Origin of the sequence: Denitrobaculum tricleocarpae, assembly GCF_007004665.1 — a bacterium.
Lineage (GTDB): Bacteria > Pseudomonadota > Alphaproteobacteria > Kiloniellales > Kiloniellaceae > Denitrobaculum > Denitrobaculum tricleocarpae.
Map to the genome: position 1 here is coordinate 278877 of NZ_ML660054.1, position 18960 is coordinate 297836.

Here is an 18960-nt window from a genome sequence, read left to right on the forward strand (position 1 = left end):
CCAAACGTTATCCTGCGGTCCTGGTGAGGGTTATTCGTTTATGGCGCGCTCTTCGAGCTGTGCGACGACATCGGAACTCGGCTGCCGGATTTTCTTGTACAGCCAGACGAGGGAATTGATCGCCATCAGTGCCAGGCAAACCGCGACGACCCAGTAGATCAGACTCTTGGGAACATCGATGGAGACCATCTTTTGCCGGGTCTTGTCCGCGAGCAAAACCGCGACCCAGGCGAGATATCCGTAGAAGGCGACATTGATGAACTCGACCACTACGGCCACCGCCTTGCCGGCTTTGAGCGGCAGGTAGCGATAGAAGAATTCGAGAAAGATGTGCGAACCCTTCCGCACGGCGGTGACGGCGCCGACGTAACCCACGATGATCAGAAGAAAGCGCGCGACCTCTTCCGTCCAGCCGAGGGAATCGTTGAGCACATAACGGGTAAAGAACTGCAGAAACACGACGAGCATCAGCGCCCAGAAAACGACGAGCGCCGGGATGTCGATGAGTTTGATATCGGAAATGTCGGCGTTGACCGTCTCAAACTCGATTTTAGGCAGCCCGCGTTCAGCGGACTGCCCGTCATCGTGACTTGGTTCGTTCATCGAAGGAGTTTATCCGATCGGGCTTACTGACCCAAAGCGACAAAGCGTTTGAACTGCTCGAGCGTGTAGGGCACGTCGTCCGCGGTCAGGCGTGGCTCAACCGCTTTCATGAAGGGACCACGGTCGACCTTATTGACTACGTTACCCTGAGCTTCGAACCATTCAGCGAGGCTCTGCTCGGCGGCATCAATCTCATTCGATGCCCGCGCGGCCGCTTCCTGGGTCACGGCGGTCAGGATGGCCGCATCCGCTTCACCCAGCTTGTCCATGGTCGAACCGGAGACGATCGTCACCAGCGAATTGATGATATGACCGGTCAGGTTGATGTGCTTCTGCACTTCATAGAACTTCTTGAACTGGATCGTCGGCAGTGGATTTTCCTGAGCATCGACCACGCCCTGCTGCAGCGCGAGGTAGACTTCCGAGAACGCCATGGGCGTCGGGTTGGCATCGACCGCCTCCGGGAACATGACGTAGACCGGCGCGTTGGGAACGCGGATCTTCAGGCCTTCCATATCTGCGGGGGTCAGGATCGGCTTATTCGAGGTGACATGACGCGCGCCATAGTAAACCAGACCGGTGATGGTGTGGCCGGTCGCGTCTTTATAGCCCGCGCTCATTTCCTGGAAGAGGTCGCTGTCGCGGTAGGCTTTCCAGTGATCGAAATCACGCAGGATGAAGGGGTAGTCGGAGATCGCAAGCGGACCATAGGAGCGGGCGGCGAACGCCGGACCGGTGTAGATCATGTCGACGGAACCGATCGCGAGGCCTTCGTTGATGTCGACTTCCTTGCCCAGGGACGATGCCGGGAAGACCTGAATTTCGTAGCGGCCGTCGGTGCGCTTCTTGAATTCCTCCGCCGCCCAGAGCGCGGCGGTGTTGTAGGGCGAACCTGCCTCATAAACATGCGCCCACTTGAGCACCTCAGCGGCCTGGGTGAGGGTCGCGCCGGTCAAAATCGAAGCGGCGGCGACAAAGCCGGATGCCGCGCTGAGAAACTGCTTGCGGTTGATCATAAATTTTCTCCCTAAAGTGCTATTTTACAGCCCCGCACAACACGGATTTTTCTGTGCGTCGCGTCAGGACCAAGAGCTTACTAAAATGCTAGCACATAAGATCGCCGCAGCGAAAGCCTTGCATTTGCTTACCAATGCTCCGGGTGGCACGCCGCTTCATCCCGGCTCCGGCGCAAACGACGAATCTCATAATAAATTCAATCGACTGGCTTACAGGCTTATGTCACCAGGGCCGGTTTCCGATCGCAGGCTCTCCCGTCTCTATCAAAACAGGTGCCCGAGCCAAAGACGGAATCCGGGTGAAATCAGGTCCGGACCACGCCTGTAAGTAGATTCCCGAATTGAGCTCTATATCGCTTTCGAGATAGATCGCACCCTCGGAACAGCAGCCGCACAAAGGCGCGTGCAGGCGAGATCCGGTCGCCCCGGAAAATCAGTTTAAAAGACCTCTGCCCAGGAGCGCGAAAACGATAGAGACGATGTTGTATTGAACCGCTACGTCGGCCGGCATCTCATGCTACACCGCGAACGTATGGGGCTGACCCAGGACAAGCTTGCCCGCAAGCTGGATCTGAGCATCGTCGACATCCAGAACGCGGAGCTGGGACTGAACCGCTTGCCGGCAGTAACGCTCTACGAGGCCTGCGAGATTTTCGAGATCTCGTTGCGCAGCTTTTTTGGCGGCTTCATCGAGGCGCAAAGCGAAGTTCCTAACCGCCAGACACCCAACGCGTTGCCACAACAGCCGTCTAACCGGAGCGTCTGAGTCTCCTCCGCGCTCGGGAAGATGGCAGTCGGCCCCTCCCCGTGTCTTCGCTATCCCGGCCTGCACCTCATCCTGATCAGCGCAAGAAAACAGAAGGCGGCCCGTTGGCCGCCTTCCGTCTCACCGCCTTGTTGCAGCTTCCTAAACGTCTTTATCGACCGGCAGATCACCGGCGCTGCCCCACTCCGCCCAGGAACGGTGATAGACTCTGACCTGCGGGTACCCGAGCAACCGCAAGGCGACATAACTGTGCGAAGAGGCCAATCCGGTCTGACAGTGAATGACCACATTCCTTGTGTCGATCACACCCTGCGCCGCGAAATGATCCGCGAGATCGGCAGCCGGTTTGAAGGTCCCGTCTTCGTCCAGGTTGCCTTTCCACGGCAGATTCTTTGCCCAGGGAATATGACCTTCGGCATAGAGTTTGGTGGGCCGGACATCGATCACCACGGTGTTGCTGTCACCACGGCTTTGGAGGATGTAGTCGGCGGACGCATGCCGCCGGGGCGTGATCGCCGGTGCAAAGCGTGCGGGATGATGAGCAACGCCATCCCGCGAGAGCTCGTACCCCGCCGCCGTCCAGGCCTTCAGACCGCCATTCAGCAAAGCCACCTTCCGATGGCCGTAATGCTCGCTCAGCCAGAACATGCGTGCAGCGTGGAACCCCGCCTTGTCATCGTAGTAGACGACGCGGCTGTCGGCGGTGATTCCGAGCGCACTCAGGATTTGCGTAATCTCGGCTTCGGATTTCAATGCGCCTTCGATCGGAGAGCTGGAATCCACAACTTCGTTCGGATCGAGGTGTCGTGCGCCGGGAATATGACCGGCGGCATACTTCGCCTCACTGCGCACGTCGATCACCACGACCTTGCCTTCATTGTGATCGCCGCCGGTCATCAGGGCGAGATCCTTCGCATTTACGAGAAGTTCGGGGTTTGCATAATCGCCCGCGTTGGCACAAGCCGATGTCGCCAGTGCCGCGCCTAGAAGGGCGCCGAAATAGAGTTTGCGCTTAAGGAGCGTGAACATATTCGTGTCCCGTAAAAATGTGTGAGGAATAAAGAGTTACCGGGTCGTTCCACCGGGTTGTCCCCAGAGTGTCTTAAGGCTGTCCAACGAAGCGAAGATAGGGACGCTCGGCCGTCCAGCCCTGGGGAAAGGCCTCGCGGGCTTCTTCGTCGGAAACCGACGGCACGATGATAACGTCCTCGCCCTGACGCCAGTTGGCCGGGGTCGCAACCCTGTGCATGGCGGTCAGTTGAAGACTGTCGATCACGCGCAGGATTTCGCTGAAATCCCGTCCCGTGGTCATGGGGTACGTCAGGGTCAGCATGATCTTTTTGCTCGGATCGATCACGAACACGGAGCGGGCCGTAGCATTGTCCATCGCCGTGCGGCCATCCGCTTTGTCGCCCGCGTCAGCCGGCAGCATGCCATAGAGCTTTGCCACCGCCAGATCGGAATCCGCAATCAATGGATAGTCCGGTGCCACCCCCTGGGTCGCACGGATATCCTCGGACCATTCAAGATGCGCCTTGATCGGATCGACGCTCAGGCCGATGACCTTTACACCGCGTTTACTGAACTCGGGGTGCAGCCGCGCCATCATCCCCAGTTCAGTAGTGCAGACCGGTGTAAAGTCCTTCGGGTGGGAAAAGAGCACGCACCAGTCCGAACCGATCCATTCGTGAAACATGATCCGCCCCTTGGTGGTTTCGGCCACAAAGTCGGGTGCCATATCGCCAATGGTCAGTGCCATGAGTCTTCCTTTCAGGTTTTTAGATCTCGGTCTCCGCGACGATATTGCGCCGTTCGGGGCCGCTGCAGAGGACTTAAGGGTTGCGGAGATTAAAGACCTGAAAGACTTCGGAAGCTTTCCTGAAAAGCGTTGGTTCAATCACTCAAGATGCTGTGTAAATCTCACCCCCCAAAAAAACAGCCCGGCAACCGAAAAGCGGTGCCAGGCTCGCATCAGGATTTTTTAAGCAGGAGGTCGGAGCGACTTATGCGACGCCGACGGCCCGGGCCGCTCTGCGGAAGGTTTTATTGTCTTTCAGGAGCGCGAGTGTCGGTTCCGCGACCAACCATTCCTTGTGGCGCCATCCGAGATCGACGACGCGTTCAAAGGCCTGAGACGCAGCCTCGAACTCACCGACTTGCGCAAGCGCAACCACGTCGTAGAACTGCAACGGGGACCGGTAGCCATCCTGGGCATTCAAAGCGCGCCAGCAGTTCTCACGATCACCCAGAAGCGCGTGAAGAGGACCGAGCGTATTGCGCGCGCGGGCTTCCGTCGGATCGGCGATGATCCGTGCCTGCACCCGGGCCAGACAGGCATAAGCACTGCGCTGGCCTCGAACCGGATCGAACACCATGGCCGCGCGTGCCGCGAGATAGAGTGGACGCAGGTCATCCGGATTGAGCTCCGCTGCCCGCTCAGCAAAACTCACCGCACCTCTGTAGTCCCGCATTGCGAGCAGGGTCCGCGCACCAAGATAGTGTATTTCACTATCGCCCGGATCCCGGGCAAGTCCCTGCGCAAGCGCCGCCCGCGCCCGGTCCGCATTGCCGTACGCGCCTTGCGCAAAGGCCATGGCGGCGTAACAGATGCCCAGATCGGGCCGCAACCGAAGGGCCGTCTCGGCGTGCTCAAGGGCTTTGATCAATCCATCGTCTTCACCGCGCTGGTAGAGCCAGCGGTAACAGAGTGTGATCGTGTACTCAGCGTGACCCAGCGCGAAGTTCGGCGCCGTTTCCACAGCCGCTTTCGCCAGAGCCTCGGGTTCCATGAAACCACCCCGTCCGCTGCGCGCGATGGCACGGCGCGCATCAAGGCAGAGCCCGTAGGCCTCCAGGTCGAAACAGTCGCTGGCCTCGCTCAGAGGCGCGGCATCGTTCGCCGCGGTTTCAAGCAAAATGGGCGCGGTCAGCCGATAGCCGTATTTTGGAATCGTTTCGATCATCCGGCTGGATCCGCGGCGATCGTCGAAAGCCCGCCTGAGTTCCGTAACAGCCTGAGTCAGACTATCGTCCCCGACAATGACGTCGGGCCAGACCACATCCAAGAGCGCCTCACGCGCAACCGCCTGCCCCTCACTCGCCGCCAGAACTTCGAGCAGCCTGGCCGCACGCGGACTCACCCGCTTGACCGCATTCCCATCGGTAACACTGCGGCTCGAGAGATCGACACGCCAGGTGCCAACATGAAAAGAGCGGTCGCTTAACGTGAAGCTTTCACCGGCAAGAGGAAACTTTGCAAACCCCATAAACTACAACCCAGAAGAATATTTTGCCTAAAAATTAAGCTTACTTAACCGAGAATATATTGACTGCATACCTATATTTTAATCACGTCTTCGTGAGCCATAAGGCGCGCAGCAAGAAGAGTAAGAGGCATGACCTCACCTGAGCGCAGGACAATGCGTTCGCTGAATGAAGAGCGGAAACGGACCTGATGTTTGCGTTGCGTTAATCCAAACCCGGGACAAGACGCACGATTTTCGTCATAGCTTCCAGTTTTGAACGGCTATCTAGAACACTCGTTTGCGACGCTTCATCAAAAACTGCCAATCGTCGCCCTCTTCAATTGATTTTACCAACGTCCGCTTTGACTTCCAGTTGGTTGCTATATCAGATGCTCGGAGATTCAACTAAGTCTGGAGGGATTAAATTTGAAGCGATGTATCATTGTCGGTGCAGGGTCGGGAGTCAGTGCAGCCGTCGCCCTGCGCTTTGGCACAGGCGGATATACCGTTGGGCTCATTTCTCGAAACGCCCAAAACCTTGAAGATCTGAGCAAACGTTTATCTGATGCAGGCGTCACGGCATTCTGGGAAACGGCCAATGCAGGCGACGCAGAAGAGCTTGATCAAGCTTTGGATAGCCTTGTCTCACGCCAAGGCTCCTGCGACGTACTGGTTTACAACGCTGCAGTTTTGCGCCCCGGCAAGCCGCTTGACGTTACGACGGATGACATAGCTGTCGAGCTAGCGGTCAATCTGCTTGGCGCGCATCGGGCCGTCAAGAAGCTGGCGCCCAAGATGATAGAGCGGGGCGCGGGCACGATTTTGTTTACCGGCGGGGGGCTCTCGCTCGAACCGTTTCCAGAATGGACTTCTCTCGCCTTGGGAAAGTCGGCGCTTAGAAGCCTTGCGATTTCTCTGTACAAAGACCTCGCACCAAAAGGTGTCCATGTTTCGGTCTTGGCAATATGCGGTATTGTAGCGCCCGGCGGGCCATTCGACCCATCTAAGATCGCCGAAGAATATTGGCGCGTCGCAACCAGACCTGTCGGTGTGGCGGACCGGGAAGTTGTCTTTCAACCCGCAGGGACCGATCCGTTCTACAACGACCCAGAAAAAGCCTACTCCGATGTCTCAGTACTGCCATCGCACATGCGACAAGCTTCAAGCTGAATTCAATCGGAACAAAAGCCGACTTTCGAACATACCGCAGCATTGAAAAGAAAGGGCTCAAAGGGTGAATTCGCTGCGCTCCAGACCAATGACCGGTTCTCGCTCACCTGCTGTCCTGGAGTCGGCTGAAAGCACCCCCGCACGGCCTAAAGCAACAGCGCGCCGTCCCACAACAGCTTCGTTCCCGCAAGCGCCAGGAACAGGTATGCGATCCTGGTGAAGAGCATCTGACTTATCAGGTGATGCAGACGAAAACCAAGCAGAACACCCAGAACCAGAAACGGGGTCAGAAGGAGGCTCGCCGTCAGCGTCTCCTGGGAATACTGCGCAAGCGCCATGTAGGAAACTGTCTTGATCAGGTTAAGCGTGAAGAAAAAAACGCTGTTAGTGCCGACGAACAGAGATTTCTCCATTCCCCGGCTGAGCAAGTAACCCTTCACGGGCGGACCGCCTGCGTGCGCGATAAAACTCGCAAAGCCCGAGAGAGCACCCAAGGAGAAGACGACGACCCGACTTGAATCCCTGGCTTGCCGACCGATCGTCTGCGCGCAGGTGAATTGGAGAACGAACAGAAGCGCCATTCCTCCAATGGCCAACTTCAGCAACGCAGGGTCCATCCATTGGAAGGTGAACGCGCCGACCACAATGCCGCAGAGAGCGCCGGGCATCAGCGACTTAACATAGATCCAGGACCAGGAATGCCGGTAGTTCCAGATGTTCGCACAGTCCATCACCAGAAGGATCGGCATCATCACCGTGACCGCCGCTTGCGGCGTTTGGAACAGCGACATCAAAGGGACCGCGAGTACGCCGAGCCCGCCCGCGAAACCGCTTTTCGAAACGCCGGTCATCAGGACTGCAAAGGCGGCCACCAGATAAAACTCAACGGACAAATCCTCTCTCCTCGGCGATGCGTTTCTGAGAGAGGGGAATAGGCTTGTGATGGAAATATGGGAAACAGTTTTATATGATTTTATAAAACTGATTTGGAGATACTTGTGCCACTTGACCTCAAGGAACTTGAGAGCTTTGTAATCTCAGCCGAGACCCTGAATTTCTCCGAAACCGCAAAGCGCCGCAACACGGTTCAATCGGCGGTCAGCAGCCACATTCTAAAGCTTGAAGAACTGGTCGGGCAGCGCCTCTTTGACCGTAAGCGCGGGCAATCCATGCGGCTGACGGCGGAGGGTGAAGCCTTTGTCATCTATGCCCGGCGCATTCTCAATCTGACCGATGAAGCGATCGATAGTATCAGGCAGTCGCGGGTACAGAGCGTCATCCGGCTGGGAACCACCAGCACACTCGCCGTTTCGGTTCTCTCAGGTGTGTTGGAAGACTTCGCCCTTCAGTTTCCCAAGGTGCGGGTCGAAGTCTCCTGCGACCGGAGTGCGGCCACGATCCGCCGTTTCGACAACGGCGACTTCGATCTCGCCTTTATCACCGATCAGGGCAAGCGGCCTGGCCGGCTCTTCGTCGAGAACGTCGGTCTGGCCTGGGTGTCGGGTCCACGTTTCAGCTTCGATCCGGCAAAGAGTGTGCCCCTCGCCTTCCTGACCGATGGCCGAGATCTCCGGCGTTTCGCCATGAACGCCCTGGACAATGCAGGACAGGAAAGCCACATCGCGCACACCAGCCCGGATCCCATAGGGCTGCGCGCGCTGGTTATTGCCAACCTCGCCCTCACGGTCATGCCGAGGATCGCTGCGATGGCCCCTCTGAAGGTTCGTTCGGAAAGCGATGGCCTGCCGAGCCTGGGCCGTCTGCCGATCTCCGCTTACCAGAGGGTCGGCATCAGCCGGAAGGACGTGGAAGCCCTCGGGCGGGCTTTGCTCTCCCATACCCTGAAAAGCTGAGCGGGAGCGGCAGGCTGCTTATTGCAGCGCCTCATAATCCCCGACCAGGAAACGATGCTTAGACTCATCTTCTTCAATGTCCGGAAACCGGCCGATGGGGTTGAGAAAGTAGTTGTCGACATGGTCGTCGTTCACCGTCGAGACCTCGCCTACCAGCACGTCTTTCCCCTCGCCCCAGAAAGCGTGGTAGACACGCGGCAGCAGCGTCACGCTCTCGCCGGGTTTCAGGCGCAGAATATCACCCGCCGAGAAGCGTCGTTCCACACCGTCGGTGAAGACGGTCACTTTCCGCTCCCGGTCCAACTCGCCTTCGTCATTGGAATGGTAGAGCTTGATGGCGAGATCACCGCCACCGCGGTTGATGATGTCCTCCGCCTTGGACTCGTGATAGTGCATCGGCGCGAGCTGATCCTTTTTCGAGATCATGATCTTTTCGGCGTAGAGCATGCCTTTCCCCGACGCCAGATCCTCCTGGCGTCCGTTGCGGACGGTAAAGAGGAAGAGACCCGTCTTGCCATAATCCCCAAGACCGTAATCGGTAATGTCCCAACCCAGACCGGCGCGGAAGATCTCGCTGCAGGTCTCCTTGCGGCTGGTCCAATCCTCCTCGCGCCAATGGGCGAAGGGCGGCAGAACAAAGCCGAAGGATTCGATGAAGGCCTGTCCTTCGCGGAGGATCTCGTTGATTTCCGAACGTTTCATAGTCCCGTTTCCTAAACCGCAACTTCCATATCGAACACCAGAATTCCGTCTTTGCCACCCTCGGCTGCCGCGACGAGCCTTGCGCCGATCGCGAGATGCTCGTCATCTACCAGATAGGCATTCAGCGCCGCAGCATCCGAAAAGGTGATGATAAAACCCTCGCTGTGGCCCTTATCCATGCATTCCGGGCTGACATTGTCGCCGTAGTCGATCCCGAGAAATCCGGGGTGATGATCCTGCAATCCGGCAAGCCCCTCGTAGATCCCGCGTTTGAGATCATCGCTTGTGCCGGGTTGATATCGGATGAAGACGCAATGCCTGATCATGAGAACTCGATCCTCCGTCCCTCTTCGCTGGAGCGTTTTGCCGCCTCGATCATGCGGATCGTCTCCCTTGCTTCCTCGGCCAATACAGGCGGCCGACCGCCCCGCTCGATCGCTTCGCCCAAAAGGCGGTAATACTCATAGTGCGCACCGGGAACACTGGGCTCTCGCCGGGCGAAGAGTTTTCCCTTTTCCAGAACCGTGACTTCGGCCCAACGGTCCTGCGGCTCCACGCCGTAGCCGGGATCTTCCGGAGTCATGCCGCCGCGAAGTTGCTCCTCCTGAATATCCATGTGCTTTTTCATGTAGGAACCCTGAGTGCCGTGGACCGCGTATCGTGTAGAGAAATCCGCGGAGAGGACGCTGGCCATCAGATCGATCCGCTGCCGTCCCTTGGCCATACGGATATGGAAACCGTCCACTACCTTCCCGCCGGGCCGCTGCGATGTGATATCCGCGCTCAGCCAATCCGGCGTGCCGAAGAGGACCAGCGCTTGATCGATCAGATGCGAGCCCAGGTCATAGTGCAGGCCCGTGGCCTTGCCGGGCTGGTCCTGCCAGATGTCACTGACTTCAGGACGGAAGAACTCGAAATGCGCCCGGTAGGAATGAACGTCCCCTAAAGCACCCTCACCCATAAGTTTTCGCATTGTCAGAAAATCGGAATCCCAGCGCCGGTTCTGGAAGCAGGACACAATGCGGTTGGCCTTCTTCGCCGCCGCAATAACGTTATCGGCTTCCGCGACCGAGGGCGTAAAGGGCTTGTCGGATACCACATGCTTACCCGCCGCCAGCGCTTTGAGCATGAGCGGAACATGCAGATCGCTGGGCGCAGCCACCACGATCAGATCTACGTTTTCGTCGGCGCAAAGCTCCTTTGGTGTGGCATAGATCCGCGCATCCGGATGATCCTTTTTGACGTCATCGGGCCGGGAGGACGCCACCGCCGCAAGCTCCAGTCCCGCCTTGGGAAAGAGCGGCGCATGGAAAACCCTGCCCGCCAGCCCATACCCGATCAATCCGACCCGTACCGTCATGAAATTAGGTGTCCTTTGTTAAAGCCGAACTATGCAATCCGCAGCTCGGTCGCGGGATCGAAGAAGTGAATCTTGCCCATATTGAAGGCGAAGGGCACATCGGCCCCGACCGAGAGTCCGGTGGCGTTGCGCATGCGCCCGGTGACTTCCTTGCCGCCAAGCTGAGTGACGACGAAGGTATCCGCACCGGTCGGTTCCACCACTTCTACACTGCAGTGCGCCTGGGCGATGTGCTCGGCCTTGGGGTCGGCACCATCGGGGTCCGTGATGTCCTCAGGGCGGATGCCCAGAACCACCGACTTTCCGCTGTAGCTGTGCAGTGAGGATGGCGGCTGCGGCACCGGTAGCGACAAGGAACGTTCCCGCTGCGGGATTTCCACGCAGAGCGTATCCCCGCCGTTCTCTATTCTGGCTTCGATCAGGTTCATGGTCGGGGACCCCATGAAGTCGGCGACGAACATATTCGCGGGCTTGGAATAGACCTCGTCCGGCGAGCCGACTTGCTGCAGGATGCCGTCCTTCAGAACCGCGATCTGGGTCGCCAGGGTCATGGCCTCGATCTGATCATGGGTCACATAGACAATGGTCGTGCCCAGCTTCTGATGCAGCCGCTTGATCTCTGTGCGCATGTCCACGCGCAGCTTGGCGTCCAGGTTTGAGAGCGGCTCATCGAAAAGAAAGAGTTTCGGGTCCCGGACCAGGGCGCGTCCCATGGCCACACGTTGACGTTGCCCACCGGAAAGCTGCCCGGGGCGCCGCTTCAACAGATGCTCGATCTGCAGCATTCCGGCAACGCCCTGGATGGCCTCCTCCCGCTCCGCCTTGGAGACGCCGCGCATTTCCAGACCGAAGGCGATGTTCTCGGCAACGGACATGGAGGGATAGAGCGCGTAGGACTGGAAGACCATAGCGATGTCCCGCTTCGAGGGATGCAGATCGTTGACCACAGTCCCATCGATCGAGATTTCGCCGGAGGTGATCCCCTCCAGGCCCGCGATCGTGTTCAGCAAGGTCGACTTGCCGCAGCCGGATGGCCCGACCAGGACCAGAAAGCCCCCTTCCTCGATGGCGATATCGACACCCTTGAGGACTTCCACATTGCCGTACTGTTTATGGAGACGATTGATTTCGAGAAACGCCATAGCCGATCAGCCCTTCACCGCGCCGGCCATCAGGCCGCGCACGAAATAACGTCCGGAGACGATGTAGACGATAAGTGTGGGCAGCGCCGCCAGAATCGCGCCCGCGAAATGCACATTGTATTCCTTCACCCCGGTTGAGGAACTGACCAGGTTGTTCAGCGCCACGGTCATGGGCTGACTGTCGAAGTCGGCAAAGGACGCCCCGAAGAGGAAGTCGTTCCAGACGTTGGTGAACTGCCAGATCACCGTCACCACGATGATCGGTCCGGAGCTGGGCAGCAGAATGCGCTGGAAGATCCTAAAGAAACCGGCGCCGTCGATGGTCGCAGCGCGGATCAGCTCGGTCGGAAAGGCATCGTAGTAGTTCCGGAAGAAGAGAGTCGTGAAGCCCAGCCCGTAAACCACATGCACCAGGATCAGGCCGTAAGTCGTGCCGGCGAGATCCAAAAGACCCAGGATACGCGCCATGGGGATCAGCACGATCTGAAAGGGGATGAAGCAGGAAAAGAGCATCAGGCCGAAGACGATCCTGTGACCCGGAAACTGCCACTTGGTCAGGACATATCCGTTGATCGCGCCCAGCAGGGTGGAAATGATCACCGCCGGAATGACCATCACCAGCGAGTTGATGAAGTAGGGTTTCAGCCCGGTCGGCTGCACACCGATCTGCGCCTCGCCCCAGGCCTGGATCCAGGGCTCAATCGTGAAGACCTCGGGAAAGGCCAGCATGTTGCCCTGGCGGATTTCCTCCAGGGGCTTCACCGAATTGACCAGCATCACGAAGAGCGGTAGCAGATAGAAAACCGCGAAGACGATCAGGATCGCATAGATCAGAGCCCGGGCTATCGTGCCGGTCCGAAGCGCCGTATCCCTGGACGCCGCGCTCACGACTTCTTCTCCCGCAGTTCACTGTAGAGATAGGGAATGATAATGGAGGCGATCATGATCAGCATGATCACAGCCGAGGACGCGCCGATGCCCATCTGATTGCGGGTAAAACTGTAGGAATACATGAAGGTCGCGGGCAGCTCAGTCGCCCGGCCCGGGCCGCCGTTGGTCAAAGCGATGACCAGGTCATAGGCCTTGATTGCCAGATGCGCGAGCACCACGAAGGCCGAGAGGAAGGCCGGGCGCAGCATTGGAATCACGATCCGCCGGTAAAGCTGCCAGTTGGACGCACCATCGATTTGCGCGGCCTTGAGGATTTCGTTGTCGATCCCGCGCAGCCCGGCCAGGAACATTGCCATGACGAATCCCGAGGACTGCCAGACCGCGGCGATCACGACCGTGTAAATCGCCATCTCCCGGCTCTTGATCCAGTTGAAGGAAAAGCTCTCCCAGCCCCAGAGATGCATCACGTTCTCCAGGCCGATACCGGGGTCGAGGAACCACTTCCACGCCGTGCCCGTCACGATGAAGGAAAGCGCCATGGGATAGAGGTAGATCGGCCGCAGCACCCCCTCGCCCCGGATTTTCATATCCAGCAGGATCGCGAGGCCCAGCCCGATCACGGTGCAGATCACAATGTAGAGAATGCCGAAGATCGCCAAGTTCTTGAGCGCAATCGACCAGTGCCGCAGGCTGAATAGTTTTTCGTAATTTTCGAACCCGACAAAACCCAGGGACGGCAGCATCCGCGAATCCGACACCGAGAGATAGCCGGTAAAGGCGATGAAGCCATAGACGAACAGCAGAATCAGCACGAAGCTCGGCGAGAGCACAAGCCGCGGCAGGTATGTCTGGAGCCTTTCAATCATGACAACATTGGTCTTCGGTGTTTACCGGGGGCGTGCCCGCCGCGGAGGCGGATAACCCGTATGACGGTGTAAAAGCGAGCGAGGCGACGGGTGCCGCAAAGGACACCCATCGCCAACTTACTCGAGACGACTCACAGTTCGGAATACCGCCCGATTTACTGGGCGACCTCGACGGCGGACACCAATTCCTCGACGGCAGTCTCAGAGTCGAATTCGCCATTAAAGTGGGCGGTAACCACATCGTAGATGCCGTTCTTCACCGCCGCCGGTGCCGCATGGCCATGCGCCATCGATCCGTAGAGCTTGCCAGATGCGTTGGCCTCCGAGAGTTCCTTCATGCCCTTTTTGCCGCAGGCATCGAAGGCTTCATCTGAGATATCCGTGCGCGCCGGAACCGATCCTTTGACCACGTTGAACGCGGACTGGAACGACGGCGCCATGATCGAACTGGCCAGCTTCACCTGCGCGGCCTGTCCTTCCTCGCCCACCGAGAACATGGCGAACTGATCGGAGTTGAAGGTCACGGTGCCCTGAGTCCCGGGGAAGCGGAAACAGAGAAAATCCTCCTCAGGCTTTTGGCCTGCCTTCAGGAACTCACCCTTTGCCCAGTCGCCCATGAACTGAACGCCGGCCTTACCCTCGATCACCATGGCCGACGCCAGGTTCCAGTCCCGACCGGAAAAGTTATCGTCCACATAGGAGCGCAACGTCGCCATACGGTCGAAAGCCTCCTTCATCTGATCGGACCCGAGCGCGTCCGGATCCAGATCCACGAAGGCTTTCTTGTAGAATTCAGGTCCGCCGACAGACATCACGACCGCATCGAAGATGGTTGCGTCCTGCCAGGGCTGACCGCCATGGGCAACCGCGGTGTAACCGGCGCCTTTGATTTTATCCAGGGCGGCGACCAGCTCGTCCCAGCTCGCGGGCTGTGCAATGCCGAGCTCGTCGAAAATCTTCTTATTCGCCCAGACCCAGTTCGTCGAGTGCACGTTGACCGGGGCCGAAATCCACTTGCCGTCATGCTTGGCAAAGCGCTGCAGCGCGGCCGGAACCACCTCGTCCCAGCCTTCTTTCGCTGCGACCCTGTTCAAGTCGGCGAGCGCGCCTTCCGCCGCCCAGTCCTGAATATCGAAGCCGAGCATCTGAACCGCAGTGGGTGCATTGCCCGCTGTGACCCGCGCGCGCAGAACCGTCATGGCCTGCTCGCCGCCGCCGCCTGCGACCGGCATATCCTTCCAGGCTACGCCATTGCTCTCGAGGTCCTCCTTCAGCACGTTCAGCGCGCTCGCCTCGCCGCCCGACGTCCACCAGTGCAGGACCTCCACGGAGCTGTCAGCCGCCGACACCGCGCCCGCAGCACCGGTCATGATTGCGCAGACGGCAACCCCACCCGCAAGTTTCGAAAGATAACGTTTCATTTCTCATCCTCCCTTAAGCGCCAAGCGCTGGATTTCTGTCCGCCGAGCCGGATCTTTTTAATCTGTAACGTTACAGATCGTTTCAGGCCATAGTCTGTCTGATTCCAATTTGATCGTCAAATCTTTCACCCCTTTGCCGCATTGCAAGGCCGCGCGAGACATCTCGGGGGAATGACCGCAAAAGCCCATCGAATCCGGCAGGTTCTGTATCGTTACGAATTTGATTTGATTTTGGCGTCATTTCCGCAGTTCGTCCAAAATTTTATGAATAGTTTCTGTAAATTAGATACGAATGGCGTCATCTCTGGCGCCATCTCCCGCAACAGGACCGAATCAAAATCTGTAACGATACAAGTGATAGGCAAAGCCGTGACGCCAAATCCTTCGGACACGACACGGTATCTGGAAAGACTTAAGTCCCTGCTTAGCGGGACATGATCGGCCTGCTCAATTCGGCAGGCCTTCCAGTAAGCCATCACCAGTCGAAACGTTACAGTGAGCAGCTGTAACGTTTCAGCTTTTCAATCCGGGGAAGACTGCCGTTCAAGACCAGTACTCAACATCCGCATTGCCGTTGCGCTGCGAGGCGATCCGTAACTTACAGAGCCACTCTTGAAGGCAGCACGACGTCGAACGCCCCGAAGAAGCCTTCAACTGCCCTGGACCACCAACTCGCCGGGACGGAATAGCGGCAAAATCCGTAACGTTACAAAAGACTTAGGGCGGCGCACCACCTGTCGAAAGAACTCTGAAAACCATCTTATCTAATTGTTTTTAATTAATATTATAGCTTTGTTAAGGTGATTGTGAAAAAAGTGATTTTGACGAATGCTTAAAAATCTGTAACGTTACAGTTTCATAGTCGATCTAACTACCCCCACTCGAGGCCGCCCGTGACCGACAAACCAACTGATGTTCCGCTGCCCCCGTCAGCTTCTCACGCGAGTTTACGAAACCGCGGCAAACGGCCGACTTTAAAGACAATCGCGACAATTACGGGCCTCGGCGTCACCACTGTTTCCCGGGCCCTGAAGGACGGGCCTGAGATTGCCGAAGAGACGAAACGCAAGGTCCGCCAGGTGGCCAGCGAGGTTGGTTACTACCCGGACCGCGCGGGTGTGCGGCTGCGGACCGGCAAGACCAATGTCATCAGCCTGGTCCTGAACCCGCATGACGAGGTGGTCGGCTATGGCTCTTCGGTCATCCTCGGCCTGTCGCAGGTTCTGAGCTCGACCCCCTATCACCTTGTGGTAACGCCACATTTTCTCAATGCCGATCCGATGGACTCCGTCCGCTACATCACCGAAAGCGGTTCCGCCGACGGCATTGTCTTCTCGCGCACCGAACCCATGGACCCTCGGGTACGCTATCTGATGGAGATCGATTTTCCATTCGTCAGCCACGGACGGACCGAGCTTGCGACGGAGCATCCCTATCATGACTACGACAATGCCGAATTCAGCCGGCTCGCGGCCAGGCGCCTGATCGAAAAAGGCCGGAAGCGGCTGGTTCTGATTGCGCCGCCCACGGCTCACACTTATCACCAGCACATGACCCGCGGGTTTGCGGACACCGTGCGCGAGGCCGGCGTGGAGCAAGTTTTCCTATCGCAGGTCGATCTCGACAGCACCGCCGAGCAAATCAGAACCTCCATCCGGGAATTGGTGAAGCAAGGCCAACGTCCGGACGGCTTCGTCTGCGGCGGCGAGATCTCGGCAATAGCCCTGATGGCAGGTCTTGCGGATGCCGGGCTCAAAATCGGCGAAGACGTCGACATCGTTGCAAAGCAAACTTCGAGTATTTTCAATCACTATCAGCCGCAAATCGATACGATTTACGAGGACCTGACCGCAACCGGACAGGAACTGGCCAACATCATTCTCCGGCGCTTGGATGACAGTCCAGTCGCAAGCCTCCAGACCATCGGCACACCCGAACTCCGGTTCCGCACGTCTTCGTCGGCAGATGCAGCCTCGCCGGCTCGTCATGAGAAAACCCAAAAATCCGCCGGCGCACAAAAGGGAGAAGCAAAAATGGACGGGACGGCCCAGCCTTCTGAACGCATGCCTTCTGAAAATAAACCTTCTAAAACCAAGTCTTCTGATACCCAACCCGCAGGCGCGCGCGCCTTAAGCGCTGGGAAGACTGACGAGGCGGTCAAAGCGCAGATCACTTCGGCCAAAAAGATGCTTCGCCGCAACAAGGCAAAGCTCAAGGCCTCCTTTGCCCACCTCAGCGACGCCATGAAGGCAGAAATCGACGAAATCAAAACGACGGTGGCCGCTGGGCGGCCCTGTATTCCTGAACTTGATTTTGCGACCATCCGTGACGGCATGGTTTCGGACCAGACCCGCGCCGATATTCGCAAGCGCGGTGCGGTTGTGATACGGGGCGTTTTCGACCGTACACAAGCCGAAGACTGGAACGAGGAACTCGGCGCCTATATCGACGATAACGGCTACTATGAGAAGGAAGTGGAAAAACGCGGGCTGGACAAATACTTCGACGAGCTCGCATCCGGCCGCCCGCAGATCTTCGGCCTCTACTGGTCCAAGCCGCAAATCATGATCCGTCAGGCAGAGACCATGGCGGCAACGAAACGCTTTCTCAACGGCTTATGGGACATCGCCGGTCCGAACGGCAAGGAATTCGATCCGGACAACGATTACACCTATGCGGACCGGATCCGGCGCCGCGAGCCGGGCGATAAAACACTTGGCCTGTCGCCGCATATGGATGCCGGCTCCTACGAGCGCTGGACCGATCCCGCATTCCAGACCATCTACGAAGCTGTCTTTGCCGGAGACTGGCAGGCCTACGATCCCTGGAATGCCGCGGAACGCACGCAGACCATCGAATACCCTTCACCAGCTGTCTGCTCCATGTTCCGGACATTCCAGGGGTGGACCGGCCTGACCACCCAGGGCCCGAACGACGGGACACTGCAGCTTGTGCCGAGCGCAAAGGCGATTGCCTATATGCTGCTGCGCGCCCTGCAGGACGACGTCGCCGAGGACGACCTCTGTGGCGCGCTGCCGGGGCGGGCGCTCAGCGCAACCGAGGAATGGCACCCACTTCTGCTCGAAGGCCTGATCTCCATCCCGACCGTCGAGCCCGGAGACACGGTCTGGTGGCACCCTGACGTCATTCACGCAGTCGAAGACGAGCATAACGGCGCGGGCTATTCGAATGTGGTTTACGTCGGCGCGTCACCGCGCTGCGCAAAGAATACGGTCTACGCCAGAAAGCAGGCACGCGCCTTTATCGAAGGCCTCTCGGCCCCGGACTTTGCGCCGGAAAACTACGAGGTGAACTTCAAAGGGCGCGCAACAGCTTCAGATCTGACCGAGCTGGGCAGAGAACAGATGGCGCTCGATACCCTTGTCTGACGGTTATGGTTTGAAGATTGTGATCTGAGAACGGCGCTTAGCCGGCCATCTTGCTGTAGGCGCCGCGGAAATACAGCAAGGGCCGGGAACCGGCAGCCCCCATGGCGAGCCTGGTCACTTTACCCACCACAATGATGTGGTCGCCCGCGTCGTGCACGGCATCCAGCGCGCATTCCAGGTTCACCAGACAACCCGGCAGGATCGGCGCGCCGCTCTCCCAGACATCGTAAGGGATGCCGTCCCACTTGTCGGGTTTGGGGCTGGCAAAGCGGACGGAGAGTGCCTCCTGAGGCTCTGCCAGAACATTAACAACGAAGTGCTCCGCATTCTGAAAACAGGGAAAACTGAAGGCCGCACGATCGATGCAGAAAGAGACCAGCGGCGGCTCGAGCGATACCGAGTTAAAGGAATTGACGGTTACACCGCGCGGCAAGCCCGCATCATCAAGGACTGAGACCACGGCGACGCCTGTGGCATAGCACCCGAGGGCTGTCCGGTAATCCTGTGAATCGAACTTCATCGATTTTTTCATTTCC

The 18960-nt window shown here is 58.2% G+C and carries 18 protein-coding genes; 4 read left to right on the forward strand and 14 right to left on the reverse strand.

The features are described from left to right. Positions 1 to 30 precede the first annotated feature (30 nt). Together FKG95_RS10380 and FKG95_RS10385 are read right to left on the reverse strand one after the other, a co-directional pair. A complete protein-coding gene (locus FKG95_RS10380) occupies positions 31 to 603 on the reverse strand; it encodes a TRAP transporter small permease (protein ID WP_142896285.1) in 573 nt (190 codons plus the stop codon). Between the two features lie 23 nt (positions 604 to 626). Next, positions 627 to 1619, reverse strand: coding sequence for a sialic acid TRAP transporter substrate-binding protein SiaP (locus FKG95_RS10385; RefSeq protein WP_142896286.1), 993 nt, complete (start codon positions 1617 to 1619; stop codon positions 627 to 629). A gap of 487 nt (positions 1620 to 2106) precedes the next feature. Here FKG95_RS10385 and FKG95_RS10390 point away from each other — a divergent pair, with 487 nt between their 5' ends. Next, positions 2107 to 2385, forward strand: coding sequence for a helix-turn-helix domain-containing protein (locus tag FKG95_RS10390; protein ID WP_142896287.1), 279 nt, complete (start codon positions 2107 to 2109; stop codon positions 2383 to 2385). Positions 2386 to 2526: 141 nt separating this feature from the next. Here FKG95_RS10390 and FKG95_RS10395 read toward each other — a convergent pair whose 3' ends face one another. The 3 genes from FKG95_RS10395 to FKG95_RS10405 form a co-directional block, all read right to left on the reverse strand. Continuing rightward, positions 2527 to 3414: a sulfurtransferase gene (locus tag FKG95_RS10395; RefSeq protein WP_142896288.1), complete on the reverse strand. Its 888-nt coding sequence runs from the start codon at positions 3412 to 3414 to the stop codon at positions 2527 to 2529. Positions 3415 to 3487: 73 nt separating this feature from the next. Continuing rightward, positions 3488 to 4144, reverse strand: coding sequence for a peroxiredoxin (locus FKG95_RS10400; RefSeq protein ID WP_142896289.1), 657 nt, complete (start codon positions 4142 to 4144; stop codon positions 3488 to 3490). A gap of 244 nt (positions 4145 to 4388) precedes the next feature. Then, positions 4389 to 5651, reverse strand: a complete 1263-nt coding sequence (locus tag FKG95_RS10405) for a winged helix-turn-helix domain-containing protein (protein WP_142896290.1) — start codon at positions 5649 to 5651, stop codon at positions 4389 to 4391. Positions 5652 to 6056: 405 nt separating this feature from the next. Between FKG95_RS10405 and FKG95_RS10410 the strand changes: the two genes are divergently transcribed. Beyond that, entirely contained in the window at positions 6057 to 6800 is a 744-nt protein-coding gene (locus FKG95_RS10410) for an SDR family oxidoreductase (RefSeq protein ID WP_179954035.1), read from the forward strand. Positions 6801 to 6946: 146 nt separating this feature from the next. On the opposite strand, the gene FKG95_RS10415 is transcribed toward FKG95_RS10410, so the two are convergent. Beyond that, the gene (locus tag FKG95_RS10415) at positions 6947 to 7693 is read right to left on the reverse strand and encodes a sulfite exporter TauE/SafE family protein (protein WP_142896292.1); all 747 of its coding nucleotides are present in this window, start codon (positions 7691 to 7693) and stop codon (positions 6947 to 6949) included. Between the two features lie 105 nt (positions 7694 to 7798). On the opposite strand from FKG95_RS10415, the gene FKG95_RS10420 reads away from it, so the two are divergent. Continuing rightward, positions 7799 to 8653: a LysR substrate-binding domain-containing protein gene (locus FKG95_RS10420; protein WP_179954036.1), complete on the forward strand. Its 855-nt coding sequence runs from the start codon at positions 7799 to 7801 to the stop codon at positions 8651 to 8653. Between the two features lie 18 nt (positions 8654 to 8671). Here the strand turns inward: FKG95_RS10420 and FKG95_RS10425 are convergent, their stop codons facing one another. The 7 genes from FKG95_RS10425 to FKG95_RS10455 all read right to left on the reverse strand — a co-directional run bounded on the left by FKG95_RS10425 (position 8672) and on the right by FKG95_RS10455 (position 15035). Beyond that, on the reverse strand, positions 8672 to 9355 hold the full coding sequence (locus FKG95_RS10425; protein ID WP_142896294.1) for a D-lyxose/D-mannose family sugar isomerase: 684 nt from the start codon (positions 9353 to 9355) through the stop codon (positions 8672 to 8674). An 11-nt stretch (positions 9356 to 9366) separates the two neighbouring features. Next, positions 9367 to 9681 (reverse strand): Dabb family protein, encoded by a 315-nt coding sequence (locus FKG95_RS10430; RefSeq protein WP_142896295.1) that lies wholly within the window; start codon positions 9679 to 9681, stop codon positions 9367 to 9369. Beyond that, positions 9678 to 10715, reverse strand: coding sequence for an oxidoreductase (locus FKG95_RS10435; RefSeq protein ID WP_142896296.1), 1038 nt, complete (start codon positions 10713 to 10715; stop codon positions 9678 to 9680). The genes FKG95_RS10430 and FKG95_RS10435 overlap by 4 nt, the downstream gene beginning before the upstream one ends. 29 nt (positions 10716 to 10744) lie before the next feature. Continuing rightward, entirely contained in the window at positions 10745 to 11857 is a 1113-nt protein-coding gene (locus tag FKG95_RS10440; protein ID WP_142896297.1) for an ABC transporter ATP-binding protein, read from the reverse strand. A 6-nt stretch (positions 11858 to 11863) separates the two neighbouring features. Further along, positions 11864 to 12745: a carbohydrate ABC transporter permease gene (locus FKG95_RS10445; RefSeq protein WP_142896298.1), complete on the reverse strand. Its 882-nt coding sequence runs from the start codon at positions 12743 to 12745 to the stop codon at positions 11864 to 11866. Then, on the reverse strand, positions 12742 to 13614 hold the full coding sequence (locus FKG95_RS10450) for a carbohydrate ABC transporter permease (RefSeq protein ID WP_142896299.1): 873 nt from the start codon (positions 13612 to 13614) through the stop codon (positions 12742 to 12744). Before FKG95_RS10450 ends, FKG95_RS10445 begins: the two co-directional genes overlap by 4 nt. 155 nt (positions 13615 to 13769) lie before the next feature. After that, positions 13770 to 15035 carry an ABC transporter substrate-binding protein gene (locus tag FKG95_RS10455; RefSeq protein ID WP_142896300.1) on the reverse strand — a complete coding sequence of 422 codons (1266 nt, stop codon included), beginning with the start codon at positions 15033 to 15035 and terminating at the stop codon, positions 13770 to 13772. 893 nt (positions 15036 to 15928) lie between these two features. Here FKG95_RS10455 and FKG95_RS10460 point away from each other — a divergent pair. Then, positions 15929 to 18424, forward strand: coding sequence for a YbiU family protein (locus FKG95_RS10460; RefSeq protein WP_142896301.1), 2496 nt, complete (start codon positions 15929 to 15931; stop codon positions 18422 to 18424). A 37-nt stretch (positions 18425 to 18461) separates the two neighbouring features. Here the strand turns inward: FKG95_RS10460 and FKG95_RS10465 are convergent, their stop codons facing one another. Continuing rightward, positions 18462 to 18944 carry a flavin reductase family protein gene (locus FKG95_RS10465; protein WP_142896302.1) on the reverse strand — a complete coding sequence of 161 codons (483 nt, stop codon included), beginning with the start codon at positions 18942 to 18944 and terminating at the stop codon, positions 18462 to 18464. Between the last annotated feature and the right edge of the window lie 16 nt (positions 18945 to 18960).